The sequence below is a fragment of the Pseudoduganella sp. jia 9 genome (genome assembly GCF_055502615.1).
On record NZ_JBUPWE010000014.1, the window covers coordinates 57,010 to 81,304 of the forward strand.

The 24,295-nt window shown below is 67.0% G+C and carries 24 protein-coding genes; 8 read left to right on the top strand and 16 right to left on the bottom strand.

Annotation, left to right across the window (positions count from 1 at the left end; genetic code table 11):
* The first annotated feature begins 89 nt into the window (after positions 1 to 89).
* Entirely contained in the window at positions 90 to 2,198 is a 2,109-nt protein-coding gene (locus tag ACY34H_RS19420) for a TonB-dependent siderophore receptor (protein WP_464979105.1), read from the top strand.
* A 27-nt stretch (positions 2,199 to 2,225) separates the two neighbouring features.
* On the opposite strand, the gene ACY34H_RS19425 is transcribed toward ACY34H_RS19420, so the two are convergent.
* Positions 2,226 to 2,570: an antibiotic biosynthesis monooxygenase family protein gene (locus ACY34H_RS19425; RefSeq protein WP_464979106.1), complete on the bottom strand. Its 345-nt coding sequence runs from the start codon at positions 2,568 to 2,570 to the stop codon at positions 2,226 to 2,228.
* Positions 2,570 to 3,640 (bottom strand): cytochrome P450, encoded by a 1,071-nt coding sequence (locus ACY34H_RS19430; RefSeq protein ID WP_464979107.1) that lies wholly within the window; start codon positions 3,638 to 3,640, stop codon positions 2,570 to 2,572. Before ACY34H_RS19430 ends, ACY34H_RS19425 begins: the two co-directional genes overlap by 1 nt.
* A gap of 74 nt (positions 3,641 to 3,714) precedes the next feature.
* Between ACY34H_RS19430 and ACY34H_RS19435 the strand changes: the two genes are divergently transcribed.
* From ACY34H_RS19435 to ACY34H_RS19450, 4 genes are all read left to right on the top strand, one after another.
* Complete coding sequence (locus ACY34H_RS19435) at positions 3,715 to 4,458, top strand: helix-turn-helix domain-containing protein (protein WP_464979108.1); 744 nt, start codon at positions 3,715 to 3,717, stop codon at positions 4,456 to 4,458.
* A gap of 99 nt (positions 4,459 to 4,557) precedes the next feature.
* Positions 4,558 to 5,319 carry an ABC transporter ATP-binding protein gene (locus ACY34H_RS19440; protein WP_464979109.1) on the top strand — a complete coding sequence of 254 codons (762 nt, stop codon included), beginning with the start codon at positions 4,558 to 4,560 and terminating at the stop codon, positions 5,317 to 5,319.
* The gene (locus ACY34H_RS19445; RefSeq protein WP_464979110.1) at positions 5,316 to 7,628 is read left to right on the top strand and encodes a lysostaphin resistance A-like protein; all 2,313 of its coding nucleotides are present in this window, start codon (positions 5,316 to 5,318) and stop codon (positions 7,626 to 7,628) included. Before ACY34H_RS19440 ends, ACY34H_RS19445 begins: the two co-directional genes overlap by 4 nt.
* Before the next feature lie 49 nt (positions 7,629 to 7,677).
* Positions 7,678 to 8,619, top strand: coding sequence for an alpha/beta hydrolase (locus tag ACY34H_RS19450; protein ID WP_464979111.1), 942 nt, complete (start codon positions 7,678 to 7,680; stop codon positions 8,617 to 8,619).
* Positions 8,620 to 8,631: 12 nt separating this feature from the next.
* Here the strand turns inward: ACY34H_RS19450 and ACY34H_RS19455 are convergent, their stop codons facing one another.
* From ACY34H_RS19455 to ACY34H_RS19510, 12 genes are all read right to left on the bottom strand, one after another.
* Positions 8,632 to 8,925, bottom strand: coding sequence for a hypothetical protein (locus ACY34H_RS19455; protein ID WP_464979112.1), 294 nt, complete (start codon positions 8,923 to 8,925; stop codon positions 8,632 to 8,634).
* A 250-nt stretch (positions 8,926 to 9,175) separates the two neighbouring features.
* A complete protein-coding gene (locus ACY34H_RS19460; RefSeq protein ID WP_464979113.1) occupies positions 9,176 to 9,757 on the bottom strand; it encodes a TerD family protein in 582 nt (193 codons plus the stop codon).
* A 24-nt stretch (positions 9,758 to 9,781) separates the two neighbouring features.
* The gene (locus ACY34H_RS19465; RefSeq protein WP_464979114.1) at positions 9,782 to 10,480 is read right to left on the bottom strand and encodes a TIGR00266 family protein; all 699 of its coding nucleotides are present in this window, start codon (positions 10,478 to 10,480) and stop codon (positions 9,782 to 9,784) included.
* A 3-nt stretch (positions 10,481 to 10,483) separates the two neighbouring features.
* Positions 10,484 to 11,059 carry a TerD family protein gene (locus tag ACY34H_RS19470; protein ID WP_464979115.1) on the bottom strand — a complete coding sequence of 192 codons (576 nt, stop codon included), beginning with the start codon at positions 11,057 to 11,059 and terminating at the stop codon, positions 10,484 to 10,486.
* A 174-nt stretch (positions 11,060 to 11,233) separates the two neighbouring features.
* A complete protein-coding gene (locus tag ACY34H_RS19475) occupies positions 11,234 to 12,280 on the bottom strand; it encodes a DUF475 domain-containing protein (RefSeq protein WP_464979116.1) in 1,047 nt (348 codons plus the stop codon).
* 92 nt (positions 12,281 to 12,372) lie between these two features.
* Entirely contained in the window at positions 12,373 to 13,344 is a 972-nt protein-coding gene (locus ACY34H_RS19480) for an HpcH/HpaI aldolase/citrate lyase family protein (protein WP_464979117.1), read from the bottom strand.
* Positions 13,337 to 14,461, bottom strand: a complete 1,125-nt coding sequence (locus tag ACY34H_RS19485) for a cysteine protease StiP family protein (protein ID WP_464979118.1) — start codon at positions 14,459 to 14,461, stop codon at positions 13,337 to 13,339. The genes ACY34H_RS19480 and ACY34H_RS19485 overlap by 8 nt, the downstream gene beginning before the upstream one ends.
* A complete protein-coding gene (locus tag ACY34H_RS19490) occupies positions 14,458 to 15,213 on the bottom strand; it encodes an HAD family hydrolase (protein ID WP_464979119.1) in 756 nt (251 codons plus the stop codon). Before ACY34H_RS19490 ends, ACY34H_RS19485 begins: the two co-directional genes overlap by 4 nt.
* Positions 15,210 to 16,400, bottom strand: a complete 1,191-nt coding sequence (locus ACY34H_RS19495; RefSeq protein WP_464979120.1) for a phosphoribosyltransferase domain-containing protein — start codon at positions 16,398 to 16,400, stop codon at positions 15,210 to 15,212. Before ACY34H_RS19495 ends, ACY34H_RS19490 begins: the two co-directional genes overlap by 4 nt.
* Entirely contained in the window at positions 16,397 to 17,374 is a 978-nt protein-coding gene (locus tag ACY34H_RS19500; RefSeq protein WP_464979121.1) for an ATP-grasp domain-containing protein, read from the bottom strand. The genes ACY34H_RS19495 and ACY34H_RS19500 overlap by 4 nt, the downstream gene beginning before the upstream one ends.
* Positions 17,375 to 17,697: 323 nt before the next feature.
* Positions 17,698 to 18,279 carry a TerD family protein gene (locus ACY34H_RS19505; RefSeq protein WP_464979122.1) on the bottom strand — a complete coding sequence of 194 codons (582 nt, stop codon included), beginning with the start codon at positions 18,277 to 18,279 and terminating at the stop codon, positions 17,698 to 17,700.
* 60 nt (positions 18,280 to 18,339) lie between these two features.
* Complete coding sequence (locus ACY34H_RS19510; RefSeq protein WP_464979123.1) at positions 18,340 to 18,915, bottom strand: TerD family protein; 576 nt, start codon at positions 18,913 to 18,915, stop codon at positions 18,340 to 18,342.
* A gap of 210 nt (positions 18,916 to 19,125) precedes the next feature.
* On the opposite strand from ACY34H_RS19510, the gene ACY34H_RS19515 reads away from it, so the two are divergent.
* The 3 genes from ACY34H_RS19515 (at position 19,126) to ACY34H_RS19525 (ending at position 22,467) form a co-directional block, all read left to right on the top strand.
* The gene (locus tag ACY34H_RS19515; protein WP_464979124.1) at positions 19,126 to 20,028 is read left to right on the top strand and encodes a LysR family transcriptional regulator; all 903 of its coding nucleotides are present in this window, start codon (positions 19,126 to 19,128) and stop codon (positions 20,026 to 20,028) included.
* A gap of 239 nt (positions 20,029 to 20,267) precedes the next feature.
* The gene (locus tag ACY34H_RS19520) at positions 20,268 to 21,602 is read left to right on the top strand and encodes a hemolysin family protein (protein ID WP_464979125.1); all 1,335 of its coding nucleotides are present in this window, start codon (positions 20,268 to 20,270) and stop codon (positions 21,600 to 21,602) included.
* A 118-nt stretch (positions 21,603 to 21,720) separates the two neighbouring features.
* Positions 21,721 to 22,467 carry a DUF3108 domain-containing protein gene (locus ACY34H_RS19525; RefSeq protein ID WP_464979126.1) on the top strand — a complete coding sequence of 249 codons (747 nt, stop codon included), beginning with the start codon at positions 21,721 to 21,723 and terminating at the stop codon, positions 22,465 to 22,467.
* 47 nt (positions 22,468 to 22,514) lie between these two features.
* On the opposite strand, the gene ACY34H_RS19530 is transcribed toward ACY34H_RS19525, so the two are convergent.
* Both ACY34H_RS19530 and ACY34H_RS19535 read right to left on the bottom strand, forming a co-directional pair.
* Positions 22,515 to 23,597, bottom strand: a complete 1,083-nt coding sequence (locus ACY34H_RS19530) for an AI-2E family transporter (protein ID WP_464979127.1) — start codon at positions 23,595 to 23,597, stop codon at positions 22,515 to 22,517.
* 121 nt (positions 23,598 to 23,718) lie between these two features.
* Positions 23,719 to 24,294, bottom strand: a complete 576-nt coding sequence (locus ACY34H_RS19535; protein WP_464979128.1) for an SCO family protein — start codon at positions 24,292 to 24,294, stop codon at positions 23,719 to 23,721.
* Between the last annotated feature and the right edge of the window lies 1 nt (position 24,295).

The window sequence follows — 24,295 nt, forward strand, 5'->3', positions numbered from 1 at the left end:
TTTTACCCGTTTTGCCGGACAAGGCACCTAGGCATGGCTTGTCTCTTTCGCTAAAATGAGAATAATTCTCATTTACATCGAAGGATATCATGCTGCGTCCCGCCCGCCTGCCACGCCCTACCCCGTTCGCCCTTGCCGCTGCCCTCCTGTGCGGCATTGCGCATGCCGCCCCGGAACCCGACGAAGCCGAGCAGCGCATGCAGACGGTGGTCGTGCAGGGCAGCGCGGAAGCGGAAAGCTACACGGCGCAGCGCAGCGCGGGTTCCGCCCGCCTCGACCTGTCGCTGCGCGAGACGCCGCAATCGGTATCGGTGGTCACGCGCGCGAAACTCGACGACTTCCAGCTTGATTCCGTCAACGACATGCTGGAAACCGTCACCGGCGTCACCGTCGAGCGCGTGGAAAACGACCGCACGTATTACACGGCGCGCGGCTTCGACATCACCAATTTCCAGTACGACGGCGTCGGTACCCCCTTTGTCTTCGGCCTTGTGATGGGCGACCTGGACACGGTGATGTACGACCGCGTCGATGTCGTGCGCGGCGCCAACGGCCTGATGTCCGCCACCGGCAATCCATCGGCCACCGTCAACTTCATCCGCAAGCGCCCGACGATCCCGTTCCAGGCGTCGGCCAGCGTCAGCGCTGGCTCATGGGACACGAAACGGGTGGAAGCCGACATCTCCGGCGCGCTGAACGAGGAAGGCACGATCGCGGCCCGCATCGTCGGCGCCTACGAGGATGGCGATTCCTGGCTGGACCGCTACTCGGCAAAGAAGAAGGTGTTCTACGGCGTGGTGGAAGCAAAACTGGCGAAAGACACCACGCTGTCGGTCGGCCACTCCAGCCAGGTCAACGACACGAAGGGCGCCATGTGGGGCGCTTTGCCACTGATCTATTCGGACGGCACGCCGACCGACCTGCCGACCGGCTATTCGACCGCGCCGGACTGGACCCGCAACCACGTCAGCGACCAGCGCACCTTCGCGGAACTGGTGCACCAGTTCGGCAACGGCTGGCACGCTCAGGTCACCGCCACGCGCAGCACCATCAGTACCGACGGCAAGCTGTTCTACACCTATGGCGACGTGGATGCGGTAACGGGGCTCGGGCTGGCTTCGTATCCTTCGCTGTACGCATCGGAGCTCAGGCAGAACCTGGTCGACGCCTCCGCCACCGGCCAGTTCACGCTGGGCGGCCGCCAGCACGAGCTGACCTTCGGCGCCAGCTGGTCGCGTTCCACGCTGGACGACATCTCGCACTACGGCCAGGGCATCGGTACCGCCCTGCCGGCACTCGGTCAGTGGACCGGCAACTATGCGGAACCCGCGTTCGATGCGTCGACCGACGGCAGTGCCTATGTCGACAGGCGCAAGTCCGCCTACGTGGCGGCACGCTTCAATATCACCGATCCATTGAAGCTGATCACCGGCGTCACGCACACGAAGGCGGACAGCACCGGCACGGCATATGGCATCACGAAGTTCAAGTCGAATACCAGGACCACGCCCTATGTGGGCCTGACCTACGAGCTGACGCCGGCGCTGACCGCCTACACCAGCTTTACCGAAATCTTCAACCCGCAAAGTGAAACGGATGCCGCCGGCGTCACGCTCGATCCGATGGAAGGCAGGACCACCGAAGCGGGCATCAAGGGCGAGTGGTTCGGCGGCAGGCTCAATGCCGCCGCCTCGGTCTACAAAACGAAGCAGCTGAACACCGCCGAGCAGGAAGGCGTGACCACCGCCGGCAAGTCGTACTATCGCGGCATCGATGCCGAATCGAAGGGTGTCGAATTCGACCTGTCCGGCGAGCTGGCCAGGGGCCTGCAGGCCAGCGCGGGCTTCTCCGTGATGAACCTGGAAGACCCGGACGGCAACACCGTCAAGACCTACATGCCGCGCCGCCTGCTGCGCCTGTCCGCCACGTACCAGATCCCGTCGCTGCCGCGGCTGCGCCTGGGCGCCACCGCCAGCTGGCAGGACGACATCTACCGCAATGAAGCCAATGGCGTGATCCGCCAGCCGTCCTACGCCACGCTGGGCCTGATGGGGCGCTACGACATCGACCGGCACCTGTCGGTGGCCGTCAACGTCAACAACGTAACGGACAAGCGCTACCTCACGAGCCTGTACTGGAGCCAGAGCTACTACGCGGCGCCGCGCAACGCCAGCGTGACGCTGAACTGGAAGTACTGACGGCGCCCCGGCCGCGCCCGAAGCGTTTCAGCCATGCCGGGTGCGCGAGTCTGCCGGCGCCTCTTCCCGCTGGTGCAGGCCATAGTCGCGGATCACGCCGGCGATGCGCAGGCGGTAATCGGCAAACAGCCCGCCGCGCCCGGCCTGCTGCGCGGCGCGATGATCCTCCAGGTTGCGCCATTGCCGCAGCGCCGCCTCGTCGCGGAAGAAGGACAGCGACAGCAGCTTGCCGGGATCGGCCAGGCTCTGGAAGCGCTCGACGGAGATGAAGCCGTCGATCCCTTCCAGCAGCGGCCGCAGCGCCGCCGCACGGTCGAGATAGGCCTGCTTGCTTTCGGGATGCGGCATCACTTCGAAGATCACGGCAATCATTATTTACTCTCCACGATAAAGACAGGCATGCGGGCATTGACCGACGGCCTGTAGCGCCACTGCACGCCCGGGGTTACGGCATTTTGCAAGGCATGCATGGCCTGCGTGGCGATGGTCCGCGCCAAGCCCTGGCCAGGGCAGGCGTGGCGGCCGTTGCCGAAGGGCGCCGTGCCCGCCAGCACCAGCAGCAAGGCCTGGCCCGCCGGCACGTGCACGCCGGCGATACAGAGTTCGCCGGCGGTAAACCGGCGCGTGTTGTGGATGGCGGGATCGCGTTCCATCACGGCCGTCACCAGCGCCGCGGGATCGCTCGCGTCGCCGCGCAGCCGGGCGACGATGCAATTGCCGAGCAGGCCCGCCGTGGCTTCATGCGTCTGCGTCATCAGGCCTGCCAGGTTGGCCAGCAGCGCGTGCTCGTCCGGCCATGGGGCGGCGAGTACTCCATCCAGCAAGGCTGAATTCCCTCCGTGCCGTCCATTCCGCAGCAGCCGGCGCACGGCATCGGCCAGCGCCAGCGCCGCTTCGTGCGCCGCCGCGATCTCGCTGGCCGAAGCGAGCGGCGACAGGCACGCCACATAGCGGGCCACCAGCGCCGCCACGCGAGGCAGTTCGCCGTCCGCGAAACCCAGCAGGCTGGCCACCGTTCGCACCGGCACGCCGAAGACAAAGGCGTTCAGCGCGGCGGCATCGCCCGTCCGCTCCGGCACCATGTTCGCCGCGACGCTTGCCGCGCGGTGTGCGGCGGCCGCCTCCGGCAATGCCGCCAGTGCTTCTTGCAGCACAGCCCTGGGCGCGGCATGGCGGGGGCCGTCGTTCATCCGCGCCAGTGCGCCGAACAGGTCGCCCGCCGGCCCGGCCAGCGCCGCGGGCACCGGTTCCTGCACCGGCCGCACGCGGCAATCCCGGTGTGCCAGCAGTTCCCGCACGGTGCCGGGATCCGCGGCGACCCACAGCCCAAGGCGCCCGTCGTAACGGGGCGCCGGATCGCTCGCCAGCGCCGCGTAGTACGGATAGGGGTCGAGGTGCGTCACGGCAGCCACCGCGTCGGCGGGCCAATGATCGGTGTCCATGCTGCTCCTTTGCGTGATCGAATGAATGCAGTATGCTGAAAAGCCCACACCGATACTTCGCCGGAGACCGAAACATGGATGCAGCAAACGCGAAGACAGGCACCGCGGCCGCAGCCAATGCCACCAGTGCCGACGATCGCCTGGCGCGCATCGCCGCCGCCATCGCCGAACCGGCCCGCGCGCGCATGCTGTGCAGCCTGCTGGACGGCCATGCGCGCACCAGCACCGAACTGTCCGTGGTGGCCGGCGTCGGCGCGTCGACCGCCAGCGCGCACCTGGCACGGCTGCACGAGGACGGCCTGCTGCGCCAGCTCGCGCAAGGGCGGCATCGCTACTACAGCCTGGCCGGCGGCGACGTGGCCGCGGCGCTGGAAGCGCTGCTCGTCGTCGCCGGCGTGCAGCGCACGCCCTTCGTGGCGAACACGCCGGACCGGCTGCGCGAGGCGCGCACCTGCTACGACCACATGGCCGGCGCGCTTGCCGTCCTGCTCAACGACCATTTCGTGGCGGCGGGCTGGCTGGTGGAAGACGATGGCGCCTATGCGCTGTCGGCGCATGGTGAAGCGCGTTTCGCCGCGCTCGGGCTGGACATTGCCGCGCTGCGCGGCCAGCGCCGCCGCTTCGCCTGCCCGTGCCTGGACTGGAGCGAGCGCCGGCCGCACCTGGGCGGCGCACTGGGCGCCGCGCTGCTGCGGCTGGCCCTGCAACGGGGCTGGGTCGAGCAGGATCTCGACAGCCGCGCGCTGGGCGTCGCGCCGCAGGGCCGGCGGCGCATGCTGGCCGCCTTGGGCATCGCCGGGAAATCGCCGGACGCATGAGCCGGTACGCATGAGCCGGACGAATGAGCCGGTGCCCGCGCCCGTGCCGCGAACGGGGGCAATGATAAGATCGGCGCTCTGCATCCGGGCGGGAGCGACATGATCGAATTCGATGGGCTGGCCAAGCGCTACGGCGACTACGAAGCGGTAAGGCCGCTGGACCTCGCCGTACGGCGCGGCGAAGTGTTCGGCTTTCTCGGCCCGAACGGCGCCGGCAAGACCACCACGATCCGCATGATGATGGGCATCCTGGTGCCCAGCGCGGGCCGCGTGCTGGTCGATGGACTCGATTGCCATGCCGATGGCGCCGAAGTGAAGCGCCACGTCGGCTACCTGCCCGACAACCCGATCTTCTACGATTACCTGCGCGGCCGCGAAATCCTGCAATTCGTCGGCGAAATGCACGGCCTGCCGCGCCGCGATGCCGCCGCCCGGGCCGAAGGCCTGCTCGCCGAGTTCGGGCTCGGCGAAGTTTCCGAGGAATTCGCCGTCAACTATTCGATGGGCATGAAGAAGAAGCTGGGGCTGGCCTGCGCGCTGGTGCACGACCCGGCCGTGCTGATCCTCGACGAACCGATCAACGGCCTCGACCCGCGCGCCGCGCGCGACGTGCAGGACCTGCTGGTGGGCCGCGCCGCGGCCGGCAAGACGATCTTTGTCTCCACCCACCTGCTCGACATGGCCCAGCGCATGTGCGACCGCGTCGGCATCATCCACCGCGGCACGCTGGTGGCGACCGGCGCGCTGGACGAACTGCGCGACGATCGCGCCACCTCGCTCGAGGAAGTGTTCCTGCGCCTGACGGACGAGCCGGACCAGTCGGACCAATCGGACCAGCCGGACACCGTCGCGCCGCAATGAACGGCCACCTGCCCGTCGGTACCGCGCGCGCGGCCTGGCTGCTGGCCCGGTTGCGGCTGCGGCGCCTGCTGAACATCGCCACGCTGTCGATGCGGCGCAAGCCGCGGGCCGGCCGGGCGGCCACCGCCGGCAAGCGCCGTGGCCGCTGGATCCTGCCGCTCGTGATGGCGCTGCTGATGCTGTTCGCCTTTTCCTTCCAGTCGCAGCAGATCGTGCTGAACCTGCATTGCGAGCTGTCGCCGCACACCGCCTGCGCCGGCCAGGCCAGCCTGGATGGCCGGCAGCGCGCGGCGTCGGACGAACTGCGCGCGGCGCCGTTCAGCGCGCCATTGCAGCGCGCGCTGGCGATGGAGCTGTGGCTGCTGTGGCTCGTGGCGCTGCTGGTGCCGCTCGGCAGCCGCGAGCTGGCGCAGCCGGACTGGGACCTGGAATGGCTGGTCACCCTGCCGGTGCGGCGCAAGGGACTGCTGTGGGCGCGGATACTCGAACGCAGCGTCGCCAACCCCACCGGCTGGCTGGTGCTGTGGCCCGCGCTGCTGATGACCGGCTGGCATGCCGGCCTGCGCGGCAGCGCACCGCTGGCTGCGACGGCCGTGGCACTTGCCTTGCTCGCACTGGCCGCCACGGTGCGCACGCTGGTCGACACCGGGCTGCGGCTGGCGCTGCCGCCATCGCAACTGCGCAACCTGCAGGCGGCGATCTCGGTGGCGTCGATGCCGCTGATCTATCTCGTCATCGCGCTGTCGACCGGCCGCGGCATCACGATGGAGTGGGCGCGCGCGTGGCCGGCATGGACGCTGTGGACGCCGCCCGGCCTCGCCGTCCAGCTGCTCGATGCCCGTTCGCTGCCGGCGGCCCTCGGCCATGGCGCGCTGCTGGCGCTGCAGGCCGGCGTGCTGCTGTGGGCCGGGATCGCACTGCTGGCGCGCCAGTTGTCGGCCGGCGTGGTGGCCGCCAGTTCGCGCGAGGCCGCGCGCACGCAGCGGCCGCCGCCCGCGTCGCTGCATCCCCTGCCCGGCACCGCGCTGCAGCGGCGCGAACTGCGGCTGCTCGGGCGCGACCGCACGTTCCTCGTGCAAAGCCTGGTCGTGCCGCTGGTGATCATCGGCAGCCAGCTGTTCTTCACCGGGCGCATGGACGCCATGGCCCAACTGGGCACCGACCAGGCGCTGCTGGCATCGATCGCGTTCGGGCTGGGCAGCTACGTGCTGCTGCTGTCCGCGTTCCAGACGATCAATACCGAAGGCCAGGCCCTGTGGCTGCTGTACACCTTCCCCGGCACGCTGGAACGGATGCTGCTGCAGAAGGCGCGGCTGTGGGCCGTGCTGGCGCTGGTGTATCCGGCGGCCGTGTTCGCGATCGGCATCGGCTACGCGCCGGGCATCGATGCGGACCTGATCGCGCGCATCGTGCTGGTCGCCCTCGGCATTCCCGTGTTCGCGCTGATCGCGGTGGCGCTCGGGGTGTGGGCTTCCGACCCGCTGGCGCAGGAAGCCGGCGCACGCATCCGTCCAACCTATGTGTACCTGTACTCGCTGCTGGCGGGGCTGTACGGTTTTGCGCTGTACACCACCACCTTGCCGCACCGGGTGGCCGTCGTCGTGCTGCTGGTCGCGCTGGCGCTGGCGCTGTGGCAGAAGGCGCGCGACCACCTGCCCTACCTGCTCGACCCGACCGCGGCGCCGCCACCCCGCGTGTCCGCCGCCGACGGCATGGTTGCCGCGCTGCTGTTCTTTGCCGTGCAGGCGATCGTGCTGGCCCTCCTGCACGACGGTGGCGGGCCGCCCACGCTGCCGGACCTGGCGCTCTCGCTGGCGATCGGCGGTGCCGTCGTGTGGGCACTGGTGCGCTTCGTCTACTGGCGCATGGGCACCAGCGGCGTGCCCAGGTTCCGGAACGGGCCGGTGCTGCCGGCCGTGCTGGCCGGTGCCGCGTGGGCGTTGCCGGCGATCGCCGCCGCCGCGCTGTACCTGCTGGCGGCGCGGCATTTCGGCATCGCACTGCCGCGGCCGGACGGCACCATCGCGCTGCCGCTGCTGCTGGCCATCGCCTGCGTGGCGGCGCCGCTGTCCGAGGAGTTCATCTTCCGCGGCTTGCTGTTCGGCGGGCTGCGCCGCTCATTGCCATTCGCGGCGGCGACCGCCGTCAGCGCGGCGCTGTTCGCCATCGTGCATCCGCCGGCGTCGATGCCGCCGGTCTTCGTGCTGGGCCTGTGCGCGGCACTGGCCTACGGCCGCAACGGCAGCCTGCTGGCGGCCGTCGCCACCCACGCGGTGTATAACGCGGCGATGATCGCCCTGCAGGCCTGAATCGTTGGGCTGAGTTAGAATGAGACTTATTCTCATCTAATAGAGTGCAATGACGACGATCCCCGCTTCTTCTTCCCGCCGCCGGCTGCTGGCCACCGGCGGCGCCCTGCTGGGTTCCGCGCTGCTGCCCGGCGTGGCCCTTGCCGACGAGGCCCGCGCGGGCGATGCCTGGCAAGCCGTGCTGCTGCCGCAGGCGCGCCAGCGCGACCTGGCTTCTTCGATCACTGGCGGGCAATACCGCATCTTCGTCAGCGTGCCGGACACCCCGGCGCCGGCGGCCGGCCATCCGGTGCTGTATGCGCTGGACGGCAATGCCTCGTTCCCGCTGCTGGCGCAGATGGCGCGCACGGCGGCACGGCGCGGCAAATTCACGGGCCAGGCGGCGCCGGTCATCGTCGGCATCGGCTACCCGACCGACGACGACTACCACCCGGCCCGCGGGCGCGACTACACGCCCCCGACGGCCGGCGCCCCGGCCACGGACGGCGGCGCCGACCGCTTCCTCGATTTCATCGAACAGGAACTGAAGCCGCTGGTGCGCTCGCTGGCACCCATCGACCCGGCGCGGCAGGCGCTGTACGGGCATTCGTATGGCGGCCTGTGCACGCTGCATGCGCTGTTCACGCGGCCGGCGATGTTCCAGACCTGGCTGGCCGCCAGCCCGTCGATCTGGTACCGCGAGCGCGCCGTGCTGGCGGGCCTGGAGGGCTTCGACAGGCGCGTGGCCGCGCTGGCGGCGAAGCCGTCGGTGCTGCTGTGTGCCGGCGAGCTGGAACAGCCGGCCAACGGCGGTGCCGGCGCGGCTCCCGGTTCACGCGACGCGGTTGCCGCCCAGCGGCGGATGATCGATGAAGCGCGCGACCTGTCGGTGAAGCTGGCAGCGATGAAGGGCACGGTAGCGCGCGCGCAGTTCATGCTCTTCCCGGGGGAAAACCACGGCTCCGCGGCATTCCCGGCGATGGCGCGCGGGATGGAATTCTTCCTCGGCTAGCGTCGCCGGCAGCTACAGCAGGCGCGCCGGCATCACTGCCCGCGCCAGCCACAGCGCCGCCGCGCCCAGCGCGCTGGTGGCGATCGTCGTCAGCACGATCAGCGTCGGCAACGCGTGCTGGCCATAGTCATCGGCCAGCACGATCGTCCCCAGCGACACGATCAACTGCGCCGGCACGATCACGCGCAGCCAGCGCCGGGCGCCGGGATACCCGCGCCGCACCAGATTGCGCGCCACCAGCACGACCGGCCCGCACAGCACGGCAAGAAAGACAGCGACGAACAGGATCAGTTGCAGGATGCGCATTCGGTTCCTCGGCAAAAGGCCGCCAGCATAACCCAATAGCCCTGAAAAACATTTCCTGAAACCGGGGTCTGACCCCAGTTTCAAGAAATGTTTCCTAGAATCGGGGTCTGACCCCGGTTCTGGGAAACATCCGGAAAAAAAGCGGTGGCCGGGTTAGCGGGCCACCGCGAAGGGAAGCGCGCCATGGGGCTGGCGCAGGTGAAACGCGGTGCGTGGCGGTGCGGCGAAGCCGCGGCCGCCGTGAGGTTTGCTACAGGTGCTGCGCGACCTGCGGCATCAGTTCCTCGAACGTGCGGCCGATGCCGTTTTCGCCGATCGCGTGCATCTTCCATTCGCCGTTGTGGCGGTACAGCTTGGCCATGATCTGGGCGCTGTGCGAGCCCTGCACGGAGAGGTCGAAGCGCGCCACTTCCTTGCCGTCCTTGGCGTTGACCAGGCGGCAGTAGGCGTTCTGCACCTGCGCGAAGCTCTGGCCGGTGAAGCTGTTCACGGTGAACACGATGCTCTTCACGCTGGCCGGCACCTGCTGCAGGCTGACGCTGATCTGCTCGTCGTCGCCATCGCCGGCGCCGGTACGGTTGTCGCCCGAGTGCACGATGCTGCCGTCGCGGCTCTTCAGCTGGCGGAACCACACCGCGTCGACCGGCTTGTTGGCGTCATCGAACAGCAGGCACGAGGCGTCCAGGTCGACGTCGGCGCTCTTGCTGCCGAAACCGAGGAAGCCCTTGCTCTTCACGGCATCCCATCCCAGGCCCATCGTCACCTGCGACAGCGCGCCGCCGGCTTCCTTGTCCAGGGAGATCTTCTGGCCCTTGCTCAAATTGACTGACATGTCATCCTCCTCGTCACTGCACTGTTATTGCGGCTTGGTGCTCGACAGCCACGACAGGAACGCCGCCCGGCTGCGCGAGCACACCACGACCTTGCCGTTTCCGGAGAAACGCAGCACCATCCCTTCGCCGCTCGTCACGCTGTTGACCAGGTTGCCGAGGAAGCCGCCGCTGCGGCTGGTCGACACCGAGATCTCGTAGCGCAGCGAGCTGTCCCAGCAGACCACGTGGGAATTGTCGATCACGATGTCCTTGCCAGCTTCCACGTCCAGCGTGGCCACCGAGCCGAAGCCCGACACCACCAGCTGGCCGCTGCCCGAGGTTTCCGTGATGAAGAAGCCGCCGGTCTGGCCGAACAGCGCGGTGCCCACGTTCTGGGTCCGCACGTTCAGGTTCACGGTCGACGTGGCAGCCACGAATGCGCCGTCGCTGATCATGTACTGGCGCTGGCCTACGTCCAGCACCTGCATCGCGCCCGGCAGCGTGGGCGCCAGCAGGCAGTCGCCATCGCCCTTGACCGCTTCGATGTGCTGCTGGAAGAACGACTCGCCGTTGGCGAAGGTGCGCATCAGCGCCGCGCCCAGCCCGCCGTTCATCTTGCCTTTCAGCTCGAGGTTCGACTCCATCATGACCATCGCGTTGGCTTCGCAATAGATCTTTTCGCCATGGCGCAGGGTCACGTGCAGGAACGGATCCTCTTCCCCGGTAATGGTAAATGCGGGCATCGATTACACCGCTACGCCGTAGCTCTTGGCCAGTGCCGCCAGGCCACCCGCGTAACCCTGGCCCACGGCGCGGAATTTCCAATCGCTGCCGTTGCGGTACAGTTCGCCGAACACCATGGCGGTTTCCGTCGAGCTGTCCTCGGACAGGTCATAGCGCGCCACTTCGGAGCCGTTGGCCGCGTTGACGCAGCGCACGAACGCCTTCTGCACCTGGCCGAAATTCTGGCGGCGCGCGTCGGCATCGTGGATCGTCACGCAGACGGCGATCTTGTCGACGTCGGCCGGTACTTTCGACAGGTCGACATTGACGGTCTCGTCGTCGCCTTCGCCTTCGCCGGTGCGGTTGTCGCCCGAGTGCACGATGGAGCCGTCGGCGGATTTCAGGTTGTTATAGAAGATGAAGTCGGAGTCGCTGCGTACCTTGCCGTCCGTTTTCAGCAGGAAGGCCGAGCTGTCGATGTCGAATGCGGCGCCGTCGGTGTTGCGCACATCCCAGCCCAGGCCGATCGTCAGTTGCGACAGACCGGGAGCTTCCTTGGACAGGTTGACGTTGCCGCCTTTTTGCAGACTGATTGCCATGGTCGATTACTCCTTCGATGGTTTGAGACACCTTGCTTCCGGCGGCGCGACTGGTGTCGGATGCCGCGCCGCGTTTTGCGGACGGGCTGGCCGCCCGTCCATTCTTGTGATGGACCTTAACCGACGGTCCTTATATTGCCCTTATGATTCCCTGATGAAAGCCTCGTTCCGTCCTCATGCCGGCGCGAGCGCTTCCTGCTGCTTGCGGTACCGTACCGACGACCATACCGAGGCGGCGATGAAGGCCACGCCGATCAGGCCGGTGAAGATCTCGGGCACATGGAACTTCATGCTTGCCAGCATGATCGCCGCCAGGATGCCGATCGCATAGTGTGCGCCATGTTCCAGGTACACGTAAGCGTCGAGCGTGCCTTTTTCAACCAGGTACACCGTCATCGAGCGCACGAACATCGCGCCGATGGCCAGGCCCACCATGATGATGACCACGTCCTTGGTGATCGCGAACGCGCCGATCACGCCGTCGAACGAGAACGATGCATCGAGCACTTCCAGGTACAGGAAGCCGCCGATACCGCCGCGCTTGACCATCTCGCCCACGCCGCTTTCGCTTTCCTCGCCGGCTTCCAGGTAATTCGACAGGGCATCGACGCCCACGTAGACCAGCAGGCCCCACAGGCCGGACAGCAGCACCGCCAGCTTCTGGCCTTCGCCAACCAGCGTCATGCAGCCCAGCAGCGTGCCCAGTGCCACCATGATCGAGATCGACGAGACCTTGCCCAGCGAACCGAGCTTCTGCTCGAAGTTGCCCAGCCAGTGCGTTTCCTTTTCCGGGTCCAGCAGGAAGTTCAGGAACACCATCAGCAGGAAGATGCCGCCGAACGCCGCCACTTCGGCATGGTGCTCGGTCAGGTGGCGCGAATACTCGTCCGGGTTGTTCAGTGCCAGCGTCCACACGTCGGTCAGTCCGATGTCCGCGGCAACGGCCACGATCACGAGCGGGAACAGCAGCCGCATGCCGAACACGGCGATGATGATGCCCACGCCGAGGAACAGCTTGCGCCAGAAGTCGTCCCATGTTTTCAGCACGGAGGCGTTGACCACCGCGTTGTCGAACGACAACGAGACTTCCATCACGCCGAGAATCATGGCAATGCCGAGCGCCGACAGCGCGCCGGTAAGGCCAGCAGCCCGGTAACCCCACCACCCGGCGATTGCCAGGCAGACGGCTGTCACCAGGAATGAAATCCTGAAGTGCTTCATATGATATTTCCCCTGTATTTATGCGGTTATAGAACTACATGCTGCAGTGTAGAGAAAACCCGCCAATTGGAAAATAGTAGATAGTATGAAGATCACTTCGCAAAAGCCGAACCATTGACCCGGCTGTCGTCCTCCGCCCATCCCGCTGCCTGCATTGCCGCCGCATCGCCGGCAGGGTCGGCGGCCACCGCGTGCATGCCGAAACGGCTGGCGCGCGCAACGACGGCGCTGGCCCAGCTGCGGTGGGTGGCCACTTCGCACATCGAATCGTCGAGCCTGAACACGGCCGGCGCATCGCGGTCCAGGATGCGCAGCGCCATCGCCACCTCCTTCGGCTGCACGCGGAAGTGCTGCTCGATCGGCTCGATCTGCGACGGATGGATCGCGGTCTTGCCCGCCATGCCGTAGGCGATGTCCTGCTGCACTTCCTGGGCCATCAGCGCGGGGCAGTCCAGGTGCTCGAACACGGGCGACGTCAGGCGGAAGCCATGCGGCCGGAAGGTCGTGACGAGGCTGGCGATCACGGGGCCCAGCGGCGACTGGTAGATCGTCATGTCGCGCGAGCGGCGCAATCCCAGCAGCGCCAGCAGGTCGTTGCCGCCGATGCGCAGCGCCAGGATGCGCTGCGCGACGTCGGGCATCGACAGGCGCACGCGCAGCGCGCGCATTTCCGCCGTATCGAACACTTCGGCCGTTTCCAGCGTGGGCATCAGCAGGTGCTTCGTGCCGCCCAGCAGGCGCAGGTAGTCGTCCAGGTTGTCGCGCGTGGCCTTGGGAATCACGAATCCCGCCAGCTTCTCCGCGCCGGGCATCGCCAGCACGCGCGCCAGCACGCCGGCGTTGCGCACGCGCACGAAGCGGTCGAGCCGCACTTCGGCGCGCATCGTCTCCAGCGTGGCGGCCAGGCAGGCCAGCGCCGTTTCCAGGTCGCGCTCCGCCACCGCATCCTCGGTGCAGAAGATGACCGAGCGCAGCGCCGGCATCCGTTCTCCGTTGGCGATGTCGAACAGGTGCCTGTGCGTCGCAGGTACATACAGCGAAGCACCTATCGGTTTGTCATGCATCGCCTTCCCTCCTGATCAATGAAACGCCCTGGTAGGGCAACGTCCGGTCGATCTCGACCGGTACTTCCTTTTCCTGCGCCAGCAGCTTCAGGTGCGCCACGTCGGCGGCATCGGGGTCGCGCAGGATCAGCAGGCGCGGCACGCGCCGCAGCAGCACGCGCGTCGCTTCGCCGATACCCGGCTTGATCAGGTTCACGTCCGCCACGGCGTAGCGCTGCGCCAGGTCGCGCAGGCAGGCGTGCGACGTGGCTGCCGCGCGCGCCCTGTCGACAGGCACCGGAGCCAGCTCGCCGGCCGCGGCGATCTCCATTGCCGCGGCGACGATATCGTCGGCAAAGCCGCGCGAGCGGTCGTGCGCGGCGAATTCCTGGTAGTACAGGCAGCCGTGATAGTCATCCGGCCCGCTGTCGCCGCCGATCACGGTGCGGCTGACCAGCCCGGACACGGTGGCATTCAGGATGCTCGACGGAATCAGGTAATCGGCATCCGAACTGGCGCATGCCGCCGCGCCGGCCAGGTCCGACAGCACGAACAGGCCGGCATCGATGCGCACGCGGTGGCGCGCGTTGAAATGCGCGACCGAGCGTTCCAGCTCGCGTGCGATGACGCCCTTGCCGGTCCAGCCGTCGACGAACACGATCGACGCAGGCACGTGGCGCGCCAGGATCGTGCGCAGCGCCGCCTCGTCGATGCCGCGATCGCGCACGATCGACACCGAATAGTGCACCACGTCGCGGTGCAGCACCCGTTCCAGCAGGTGCCGGACGATCACGCCGACCGGCGTGCCGGCCCGGGCCAGCGATACCAGCGTGATCTGGCCGGCGCGCCGCGCCGCGATCAGGTGCGCGAGGCGCAGGCAATCGGCCGCCATGCGGCCGCGGTTGGCGTGGCAGGCCTCGTCGAACAGCGCCAGGTGGCGCTCCGACGGCAGGCGCTCGGCCGACAGCATTTCGCTGTAGTGTTTCCGGCCCGACTGGATCAGTGCCTCCTTCTCGCCGACCGGCACGAAGGCGTGGCCGGACAGGCGCCTGAGCAGGAACTGCACCTCGCCCTGCCGGTAGCTGCCGGAAAACGAGGAGAACGCGCCGGTGCCGGTGCCCTGGTGCGGCGCGCTCATAGCGCCTCCAGGGCCAGTGCCGACAACTGCGTGCCGCGCGGGATGATCGCATAGTCGCAGGCCGCCATGAAGCGCGCATCGGAACGGCTGTCGCCCATGCCGAACGTCATGATCGCGCCGTGCTCGTCGCGCAGCCGGGCCTGCAGGTAATCGACGGCGCGGGCCTTGTTCAGCCGCTTCGGCAGCACCGCCAGGTTGTTGCCGTTGCGGTGCAGGCAGTAGTCGCGCCCGGCGGCCGTGGCCAGCCACGGCTCCACGGCCTCGCGCTCGATCGCGTCGAGCCGCGCCAGGTCCTTGTCCGGATCCTTGACGTTCACGTAGAACGGCAGGCCTAGATCCTCGACCAGACGCACCCGCGCCGGGATGCCGGCCCGCTGGGCGTAGTCATCGATCGCTTCCTGCACCTGCCGCAGGCCGGGCAGCGCGGTGGCCATGTCGTCGCCCATGCGCGCCAGCCAGACCGGGTCGGGCGTGCCGTCCGGGGCCAGGATGATGCCGCCGAAGTCGATGATCCGGTAGTGCGAGAACGGGTAGTCGACGCGCGCCAGCGACGCGCGGTCGCGCGCGGTGGTCGGAATCAGCGTCATGCCTTCGCCGACCATGTCGAGGAAGGCGCGCTGGCGCCGGTTGGTGTACGAGTTCGCCGCGCCGTCCTTCAGGAAGGCGATCGGCTGCAGCTCCTCGTTCGGGTCGCACTTGGCCAGCGAATGGAACAGCGTGTCGTCCAGGTCGACGAACAGGAACTTGTTCAAGGCAGTTCTCCCGCGATGTCGCTTTCCGAGCGGAAGTGCACCAGCCGGCCGCCGACCTGGCCGGCCAGGTCGCGCAACGCGTCGTTGGCCGGGGTTTCATGACAGACCAGCACATGCGCGTACTGGCCGGGCAGCACGTTGTACAGGTAGTTGGCGATGCCTTCGCCGTAGTTGTCGGCGAAGGACAGCCGGCCGCCGATCGCGCCCCATTCGAGGATCGGCGAGCGCGTGCTCGACTGCACCACCACGTCGATGCCGCGTCCGGCCAGCGCGTTCGCCAGCAGGTATGGCGGATGCATGAATTCTCCCGTACCCAGCACCAGCACCGTCTCGCCGGGGCCGATGCCCGATGCCAGCGCGTCGACCGTGGCCGCGGGCAGTACCAGGGGCCGCGCCAGGCCCGCGCGGCCGAACGCGCCGCCCACCGCGACGCCGCCGGCCGCGCCGACGATCTGTGCCGGCGCGGCATCCGCGAAGCTGGTGCCGGCGGCGAACGCGAAGCTGCCGTGCAGCGCCGCGCCGTGCGTGACCGGCAGGCCGATGCCGGCCGACAGCGCGTCGCCTGCCTGCGCACCCATGAAATCGGTCAGCGTCGCCAGGTGGACATGGGCCAGCGCCGGATTGAGCGCGCGGCAGGCCGCGGCCAGGTTGCGGAACGTGGTGCCGGTGCTGGCTTCGTCATCGACCAGCACCAGCGAACGCGCGCGCATGAACAGCGCGTGAAGCGCCGGATCGGCGGGCAGGTGCAGGAACTGGCGCGGCGCGTGGCTGTGCGGCTCGGCGAACTCGACGGTAGGCACGCCGTCGATGCGGTAGCGCGTGGTGTGCAGGAACAGCGCTTCCCGGCCAGGATGGCGGCGCAGGTGCGCTTCGAACACGCCCTGCCCCAGCCCAATCGCCGTTTCGGCCAGCGCGATGAATACCACGGGGCCCGGCAGCGCGGCCGGCAACTGGCCGGCCAGCATGTCGTGCAGCCCGCGCATCATGCCGGGCCGCGAGGGCCAGTGCTTGCCGAGGACCTTGCTGACGAACAGGAAGCCGCGCTTCGCGTTGGCGCGCGCGCCGAAGCCGACGAGCGCATCGAGCGGATACGCGCCAGCTTCGGCTTGCACTGTCAATACGCCGGTCGGCATGACGATCTCGCGCCCGCCGGCGGCCGCCAGGCTTCCCGCTGCACGGTCGTTCATTGCGTGCCCTCCAGTTCCACCGCATGCTGCCATTCGCCGACACGCATGCCGGCCCGTACCTCGGGAATCTCCAGGTGCTCGTAGCCCCGGTCGAACCCGGCCAGCGCCAGCCAGGGCAGCGCCGGCCCCGCCATGCAGGCCATGCCGACGCCGCCCGACATGCGCGGATTGATCTCGAGCAGCCGCATGCGGCCGCCGCTGACGCGGAACTGCACGTTGAACACGGCATTCAGGCCATAGGCGGCGGCCAGCCGCGTGACGGCGTCGAGGATGACCGGCTGCGGATCGATGACTTGCCCGGCGCCCGGCTTGAGCAGCTTGCGGCGCGGCACCGCGCAGACCAGCCCGCCATTGTCGGCCAGGCAGTCGACGCTGTATTCCAGGCCTTCCAGGAATTCCATCAGCAGCATGGTGCGGAATTCGCCCAGGTTTTCCAGGCCGGCGCGGAAATCATTCAGGCCGATCTGGTACTGGTCGCCCGCCATCAGGATCTGCGCGCTGTTGCGCTGTTCGTCGAGCGCGGCGAAGCCCAGCCCGTAGACCGATTTCGACGGCTTCACGCACAGCTGCGGATACTTCGCGCGCAAGGCGGCATAGCCGGCATCGAATTGCGCCGCCGTCGTGAACGGCACGGTGTCGGGCGGGGGCGCCTCGGGCAAATCCACGGTCGCATAGAAACGTTCCTTGTCGTGCAGCAGCGCCAACGCTTCAGGCCCGGCCACCGCCATCACCCGCGTGCCGATGGCTTCGAAACGCTCGCGCGCGCCGCTGACCAGGGCCGCCTCGCGGTGCGGCACGAAGATGCCGATGTCGCGGCGCTGGCAGAAGTCCAGGCACCATTCCAGGTACTCGTCGCCCTTCAGGGGCGGCTCGGCTTCGAAAGCGTGGGCCGCGCCGGCGGCAACGCTCCGGCTGCCGGCCGTGTACAGCAGGTGATAGCGGCCGGCGCGGTCGTGTTGCCGGATCAAGGTCATTGCGTTGTAGATCGATGAAAACGTTCGGTTGTACCAGACTCGCATATGTCCTCTTCGTGGAATGATCGGCCGCCGGGCCGCGGTGCGTGCAACCCCGAGAATAAACTGAAACCGGGCTGAAAATGAGCCGAAAAAAATAAGCTCGACGACAGGCCCAAAAAAAAGCGGTGGCCGGTTGACCGGACCACCGCAAAGGGAAGCGCGCCATGGGGCAGGCGCAGGTGAAACACGGTACGGGCCGCGGCGCGTGCGCTGCGGCAGCTTATTGTTCGTATGGCTGCATGTCTTCGCGCGGCGGCACCGGGCCGCCGCGGCTTGGGTCGTTACAGGTGCTGCGCGACTTGCGGCAGCAAATCGTCGAAGGTGCGGCCGGTGCCGTTTTCGCCGATCGCGTGCATCTTCCATTCGCCGTTGTGGCGGTACAGCTTGGCCATGATCTGGGCGCTGTGCGAGCCCTGCACGGAGAGGTCGAAGCGCGCCACTTCCTTGCCGTCCTTGGCGTTGACCAGGCGGCAGTAGGCGTTCTGCACCTGCGCGAAGCTCTGGCCGGTGAAGCTGTTCACGGTGAACACGATGCTCTTCACGTTGGCCGGCACCTGCTGCAGGCTGACGCTGATCTGCTCGTCGTCGCCATCGCCGGCGCCGGTGCGGTTGTCGCCCGAGTGCACCACGCTGCCGTCGCGGCTCTTCAGCTGGCGGAACCAGACTGTGTCGACCGGCTTGTTGGCTTCGTCGAACAGCAGGCACGAGGCATCGAGGTCGACGTCGGCGCTCTTGCTGCCGAAACCGAGGAAACCCTTGCTCTTCACGGAATCCCAGCCCAGGCCCATCGTCACCTGCGACAGCGCGCCGCCGGCTTCCTTGTCCAGAGAGATCTTCTGGCCCTTGCTCAAATTAACTGACATCTTTGACTCCTTCGATTGCTGCTTGCCGTTGCCGGCGGCGGGTGCCGCCGGCAAACCTGGTTAGACCGATACGCCGTAGCTGGTGGCCAGCGATGCGAGACCGCCGGCGAAGCCCTGGCCCACGGCGCGGAACTTCCAGTCGCTGCCGCTGCGGTACAGTTCACCGAACACCATCGCGGTTTCCGTCGAGCTGTCCTCGGACAGGTCGTAGCGGGCCACTTCCTGGTTGTTGGCGGTGTTCACGCAGCGCACGAACGCCTTCTGCACCTGGCCGAAGTTCTGGCGGCGGCTGTCGGCATCGTGGATCGTCACGCAGACGGCGATCTTGTCCACGTCGGCCGGCACCTTCGACAGGTCGACCTGCACGGTCTCGTCGTCGCCCGCGCCTTCGCCGGTGCGGTTGTCGCCCGAGTGCTGCACGGCGCCGTCGCTCGATTTCAGGTTGTTGTAGAAAATGAAGTCGGAGTCGCTGCGCACCTTGCCATCGGCTTTCAGGATGAATGCCGAGCTGTCGATGTCGAATGCGGCGCCATCGGTGGTGCGCACGTCCCAGCCCAGGCCGATCGTCAGTTGCGACAGACCGGGAGCTTCCTTGGACAGGTTGACGTTGCCGCCTTTTTGCAGACTGATTGCCATGATCGATTACTCCTTCAGTTAGTAGGACACCCTTGTTGCATATCCGGCGCGACTGGTGTCATGTAGCGCGCCGCGATTCGTCGTGGGCGTTGCCGCCCGTCTTCGTCTTGCCGACCACTTGTTGCTTGATCAATGTCATGCAGTGTAGAGGAAACATTTGAATTGAAAAATAGAAGATAATATGAACATTACTGCGTAAAAGGCGAAACCATGAAAACCAGCGGCATCAATTTCCGCCACCTGTATTTCTTCCGCGTGGTGGCCGCGGAAGGCAGCGTCACGCGCGCGGCCGAGCGGCTGGGCCTGGCCATCCAGACCATCAGCGCCCAGCTCGCGGCACTCGAACAGTCGGTCGGCAAGCAGTTGCTGACGCAGCAGGGCCGGCGCCTGGTGCCCACCGAGGCGGGCCGCGTGGCGCTCACGTACGCCGAGCAGATTTTCGAGCTGGGCGACCGCATGCAGGAAGCGCTTAACGAGGCCGATGCGGGGCGCACGCGGCTCACGGTGGGCATCTCGGACTCGCTGCCGAAGCTGATCGCGTATCGCCTGCTGCGCGCGGCATTCGACATGAAGGTGCCGTGCAAGCTGGTGTGCGTGGAACGTGAATTCGAATCGCTGCTGGCCGACCTGGCGCTGCACAAGCTGGACGTGGTGCTGACGGACCGCTCGGTACGCGCGTCGGCCAGCCTGCGCGTGTACAACCACCTGCTGGGCGAAAGCGAGATGCTGGTGTTCGGCACGCCAGCGCTGGTCGAAGGGTTGGGCGCCAATTTCCCCCGCAACCTGAACCATGCGCCGATGCTGCTGCCGACGCGCAACAACGCTCTGCGCGGCCGCATCGACGAATGGCTGCTCAAGCACGACGTACGGCCCGACGTGGTGGGCGAATTCGAGGACAACGCGATGCTGACCACGTTCGCCCGCGACGGCATGGGCCTGTTCTTCGCCCCCGCCGGCCTGGAACCCGACATTCTCGGGCAATACGGCGCCATTCCCGCCGGCGCCGCCACAGAACTGCGCGAACAGTTCTACGCGATCTCGAGCGAGCGGCGCATCAAGCACCCCGCGGTGGAAGCGATCATGGCCGCCAACACGGGGCTGTTTACCGTCTAGCCGAATGTCCTCGCCCAGGGTTGCCCTGCCCCCGGACCGGGGTCAGGCCGCAACGGTGGAGCGTCCGATTATCGGAAACATTTCAAAAAAATCGCAGCCTGTCACCGCTCTCACCGGTTTTTTGCCGGGCGTTGGCTGCGGGTCGGCTAAGATGTGCGTTTTAACTACCCGCTTCGACGAACTTCGCACCACCGCCGCGCCATGCCGCGCGGTGACGAAAGCACCTCGAAGTGCGCCTTATGCATAATCTATTGCTGGTCCTGTTTGCACTGTTCCTCGTTGCGCTGAACGGTTTTTTCGTTGCCGCCGAATTCGGTATCGTGACTTTGCGCCGCACCCGCGTGCGCGCCATCGCGAAAACACAGGGCCTCAGGGGCCGCATCCTGGAAAAAGTACACGGTGAGCTCGATGCCTACCTGTCCGCCTGCCAGCTGGGCATCACGCTGGCCTCGCTGGGCCTCGGCTGGATCGGCGAACCGGCATTCGCCGGCCTGCTGGAACCGCTGCTGACGGCGGTCGGCGTCACCTCCCCCGAAATCCTGCATGGCATCTCGTTCGTGTTTGCCTTCGTCACGATCTCGTTCCTGCACATCGTGGTCGGCGAACTGGCCCCGAAGTCGCTGGCGATCCGCGTGCCGGAAGCGGTGGCCGTGTGGTGCGCCCTGCCGCTGTATGGCTTCTACTGGATGATGTACCCGGCGATCTGGCTGCTGAACAAGAGCGCCAACATGGTGCTCCACCTGGCCGGCCTGCGCGGCCCGGGCGGCCATGACTCGCATTACTCGACGGAAGAGCTGAAGCTGATCCTGCGCACCAGCAAACCGGGCGAGCAGTTCGACAAGGACGAGCGCAACATCCTTGCCAACACGCTCGATTTCTCGCAGTTGCGCGTGTCGGACCTGATGCGGCCCATCAACGAGGTGATCGCGCTGCACGCCTCGCGCTCGCTGGAAGCAAACCTGGAAACCGTGGTGCGCAACCGTTTTTCGCGCTACCCCTACTTCGATGACGACGAGTCCGTGCTCGGCATCGTCCACCTGAAGGACCTGTTCTTCGCCCAGCAGAACGGCAAGCCGATCAAGTCGTTCACGCCCTTCCTGCGGCCGGTCGAGACGATTTCCGCGCGCACGCCGGCGATCGAACTGTTCCGCCGCTTCCGCGAAGGTGCGCCCCACTTCGCCCTGATCGGCGAAAAAGGCAAGCGGCCGGTGGGCTTCCTGACGCTCGACAATTTGCTGGGCGCGATGGTGGGCGAGATCCACGACGAGTTCCGCCTGAACGAGAACGATTGGCTGAAAGGCGATGACGGCTCGCTGATCGGCAAGGCCAGCCTGCCGATCTTCTCGCTGGAACGGGTGCTGGGCATCGACATCGAGAACGAGGAGCTGGGCCTGGACGAAGTGGAATCCGTGGGCGGCCTGATCATGCTGAAGCTGGGCGACATTCCGAAGCAGGGCCAGCGCGTGAGCTTCAACGCGTTCGACATCGTGGTGCGCAAGATGAACGGGCCGCGCATCCTGCTGGTGAAAGTCATCCCGCGCATCCCGCGCAGCGCCGAGGACGAGCAGGACTGACGCCGGCCTGCCCGGCGCCGCGTTTTCCGGCGCGGCCTCCCCGCTTTCCTTCCCGGCTGTTATCTTCCAGGCTGTTATCTTCTTTATAATCGGGTCTTTCACCACCGTGGAGACCCGAATGCCGCGCTTCCGATCGTTCCTGCCTGCCCTCCTGCTGGCCACCACGGCGCTGGCCCAGGCCGCGCCGCAATACGTCGAAGTGGGCACGCCGCTACCGCGTTTCCACCTGCTGAAGGAAGGCAGCCACCGCTACCTGCGCTACCTGCGTTCCGCCGACGGCAATATGGCGCTCGACATCTGGCAGCGCGACATCCATTTCGACGGCAAGCGGATACAGATCCGCCAGCGCTGGGACACGGCCGGCAAGGCGCCTTCCGTGAAGCGGCTCGAATCGACGTTCGAGAGCGCCACGCTCCGCCCGCTGACGCATGTGCGCATCACCGAAAAGGACGGCAGGAAAACCGTGGAGGGCTTTGCGTTCGCGGCCGACCGGATCACCGGCATGGCGGGCCTGCAGGACAACACGCAAAAAAACCTGGCGGTGGAAACAAAGGAGCCCGCGTTCAACTTCGAGACGGACATGGAACTGCTGCAAGCGCTGCCGCTGGCCGACGGCTACGAGGCGCAGCTGGTGCTCTACCACCCCGGCGGCAGTGCCGCCCCTGCCCGCTACACGTTCCGGGTCACCGGCAGCGAAGCGATCGCCGGTCCCGCCGGCCCGGTCGACTGCTGGATCGTCGCCACCGACTACAACCAGCCGGGCAGCGTGTCGAAGTTCTGGTACGCCAAGGGCACGCAGCTGCTGGTGAAACAGGAAAGCACGCTGCCCGACGGCCGCACGCTGGTAAAAACCCTGCTGGACTGAAACATTTCCCAAAACCGGGGTCTGACCCCGGTTTTAGGAAACATTACTTATGGTGCCGCTTCGCCCTGCTCGTGTCCTGGCCGGTGTGGCGTGACGGGGTTGACGTTGGTCCAGTTGCGCAGCAGGCCGAGAGCGACGGCAAGCAGGGTCGGGCCGATGAACAGGCCGACGAAGCCGAAGGCGATCACGCCGCCCAGCACGCCCAGCAGCACCAGCAGGAACGGCAGGCTGGAGCCGCGGCTGATCAGCACGGGCTTGACGACGTTGTCGACGCCGCTGATCAGGAACACGCCCCACACCGCCATGAAGATCGCCCAGCCGGTGCTGCCCTGGTAGAACAGCCAGATGGCGGCGCCGCCCCAGACCAGCGGCGGACCGACGGGAATCAGCGAGAACAGGAAGGTGGCCACGGCCAGCAGCGCGACGGCCGGCACGCCGGCGATCATGAAGCCGATGGCGGCCACGGCAGCCTGGGCCAACGCGGTGCCCAGCAGGCCGTACATCACGCCGCGCACCGTGCGGCTGACGGTATCGGCCACTTCCAGCGCGTGCTCGCCCATGATCTTGTCCATGCCGACCGACAGGGCCTTCAGCAGCGTGTGGCCGTCGCGATACAGGAAGAAGCTGACGAAGGCCGCCAGGCTCACCTGCGCCACGCCGCTGCCCAGCACGAGGCCGCCGCCCAGCAGAAAGTGGCGTGCCGGTTCCATAAGGCGCTTGGCGGCGTCGATCAGCTGCTCGCGGCTGCCGATCAGGTTCTGCACATAATTGAAGACGGTCTCGCCGACAATGGGAATGCCGCGCAGCCAGTCCGGCGCCGTGATCGATCCCGAGGCCAGGGCATCGCGCAGCGCGCGGTAGACGTTGCCGGCATTGTCGGCCACGTTCCACGTCACGAGCGCCAGCGGCAGCAGGATCACGAGGACCAGCGACACCGTCATCACCGTGGCGGCCAGCGTGCGGTGGCCGCGCATTTTATCCAGCAGCAGCAGGTACAGCTGCCAGCTGGATATCGTGATCGCGCAGGCGAACAGCACGGCCGGCAGGAACGGCCGCAGCACCCACAGGCAGCCGACGACGAGAAACACGATCGCCGCGAGGCGGGTATAGGGTTGAAAGCGCTTTTCCATGCGGCGGCATCCTCCAGGTATCCCCGGCAAATGGGGGCGGCCTGCAAAAGATGCAAGCTTGGACGAATGACAAACCGGGAAAGCACTCCGCCGCGGCCGCGGCGGAGTCAGGGGGGGACGATCAGGACAGCAGTTGCTTCAGGTCGTGCACCACCGGCTTGGTGCCTTGCGCGTGGCGCAGGAACAGGCGCACCTTGCCCTGCTTGTCGAACACGTAGCTGCCGGCGGTATGGTCGATCGTGTAATTGGCCGGATCCTTGCCGGGCACCTTCTTGTAGAACACCTTGAATTCCTTGGCCGTCTGGTCGATCTCGGCCGGCGTGCCGTACAGGCCGACGAAGCTCGGATGGAACGCCGGAACGTACTGCTTCAGCAGTTCGGCTGTGTCGCGCTCCGGATCCAGCGTCACGAACAGCACCTGCACATCCTTCGCCTGCGGGCCCAGCTCCTGCATCACGGCAGCCATCTCCGCCATCGTGGTCGGGCACACGTCGGGGCACTGCGTGAAGCCGAAGAACATCACCACCACCTTGCCCTTGTAGCTTTCCAGCGTGACCGGCTTGCCGTCGTGGTCCTTCAGCGAAAAGCCCTGGGCGTAATCGAGGCCGGTGATGTCGGTGTTGACGAAGCTGGCACGCTTCTCGGAACAGGCGACCAGGGTGGCCAGCAGGAACAGCACGGCGAACAGTTTTTTCATG

Bases quoted from the DNA above. Each gene is read 5' to 3' on its own strand.
- ACY34H_RS19420 (WP_464979105.1), top strand. From the start codon at position 90: ATGCTGCGTCCCGCCCGCCTGCCACGCCCTACCCCGTTCGCCCTTGCC.
- ACY34H_RS19425 (WP_464979106.1), bottom strand. From the start codon at position 2,570: ATGATTGCCGTGATCTTCGAAGTGATGCCGCATCCCGAAAGCAAGCAG.
- ACY34H_RS19430 (WP_464979107.1), bottom strand. From the start codon at position 3,640: ATGGACACCGATCATTGGCCCGCCGACGCGGTGGCTGCCGTGACGCAC.
- ACY34H_RS19435 (WP_464979108.1), top strand. From the start codon at position 3,715: ATGGATGCAGCAAACGCGAAGACAGGCACCGCGGCCGCAGCCAATGCC.
- ACY34H_RS19440 (WP_464979109.1), top strand. From the start codon at position 4,558: ATGATCGAATTCGATGGGCTGGCCAAGCGCTACGGCGACTACGAAGCG.
- ACY34H_RS19445 (WP_464979110.1), top strand. From the start codon at position 5,316: ATGAACGGCCACCTGCCCGTCGGTACCGCGCGCGCGGCCTGGCTGCTG.
- ACY34H_RS19450 (WP_464979111.1), top strand. From the start codon at position 7,678: ATGACGACGATCCCCGCTTCTTCTTCCCGCCGCCGGCTGCTGGCCACC.
- ACY34H_RS19455 (WP_464979112.1), bottom strand. From the start codon at position 8,925: ATGCGCATCCTGCAACTGATCCTGTTCGTCGCTGTCTTTCTTGCCGTG.
- ACY34H_RS19460 (WP_464979113.1), bottom strand. From the start codon at position 9,757: ATGTCAGTCAATTTGAGCAAGGGCCAGAAGATCTCCCTGGACAAGGAA.
- ACY34H_RS19465 (WP_464979114.1), bottom strand. From the start codon at position 10,480: ATGCCCGCATTTACCATTACCGGGGAAGAGGATCCGTTCCTGCACGTG.
- ACY34H_RS19470 (WP_464979115.1), bottom strand. From the start codon at position 11,059: ATGGCAATCAGTCTGCAAAAAGGCGGCAACGTCAACCTGTCCAAGGAA.
- ACY34H_RS19475 (WP_464979116.1), bottom strand. From the start codon at position 12,280: ATGAAGCACTTCAGGATTTCATTCCTGGTGACAGCCGTCTGCCTGGCA.
- ACY34H_RS19480 (WP_464979117.1), bottom strand. From the start codon at position 13,344: ATGCATGACAAACCGATAGGTGCTTCGCTGTATGTACCTGCGACGCAC.
- ACY34H_RS19485 (WP_464979118.1), bottom strand. From the start codon at position 14,461: ATGAGCGCGCCGCACCAGGGCACCGGCACCGGCGCGTTCTCCTCGTTT.
- ACY34H_RS19495 (WP_464979120.1), bottom strand. From the start codon at position 16,400: ATGAACGACCGTGCAGCGGGAAGCCTGGCGGCCGCCGGCGGGCGCGAG.
- ACY34H_RS19500 (WP_464979121.1), bottom strand. From the start codon at position 17,374: ATGACCTTGATCCGGCAACACGACCGCGCCGGCCGCTATCACCTGCTG.
- ACY34H_RS19505 (WP_464979122.1), bottom strand. From the start codon at position 18,279: ATGTCAGTTAATTTGAGCAAGGGCCAGAAGATCTCTCTGGACAAGGAA.
- ACY34H_RS19510 (WP_464979123.1), bottom strand. From the start codon at position 18,915: ATGGCAATCAGTCTGCAAAAAGGCGGCAACGTCAACCTGTCCAAGGAA.
- ACY34H_RS19515 (WP_464979124.1), top strand. From the start codon at position 19,126: ATGAAAACCAGCGGCATCAATTTCCGCCACCTGTATTTCTTCCGCGTG.
- ACY34H_RS19520 (WP_464979125.1), top strand. From the start codon at position 20,268: ATGCATAATCTATTGCTGGTCCTGTTTGCACTGTTCCTCGTTGCGCTG.
- ACY34H_RS19525 (WP_464979126.1), top strand. From the start codon at position 21,721: ATGCCGCGCTTCCGATCGTTCCTGCCTGCCCTCCTGCTGGCCACCACG.
- ACY34H_RS19530 (WP_464979127.1), bottom strand. From the start codon at position 23,597: ATGGAAAAGCGCTTTCAACCCTATACCCGCCTCGCGGCGATCGTGTTT.
- ACY34H_RS19535 (WP_464979128.1), bottom strand. From the start codon at position 24,294: ATGAAAAAACTGTTCGCCGTGCTGTTCCTGCTGGCCACCCTGGTCGCC.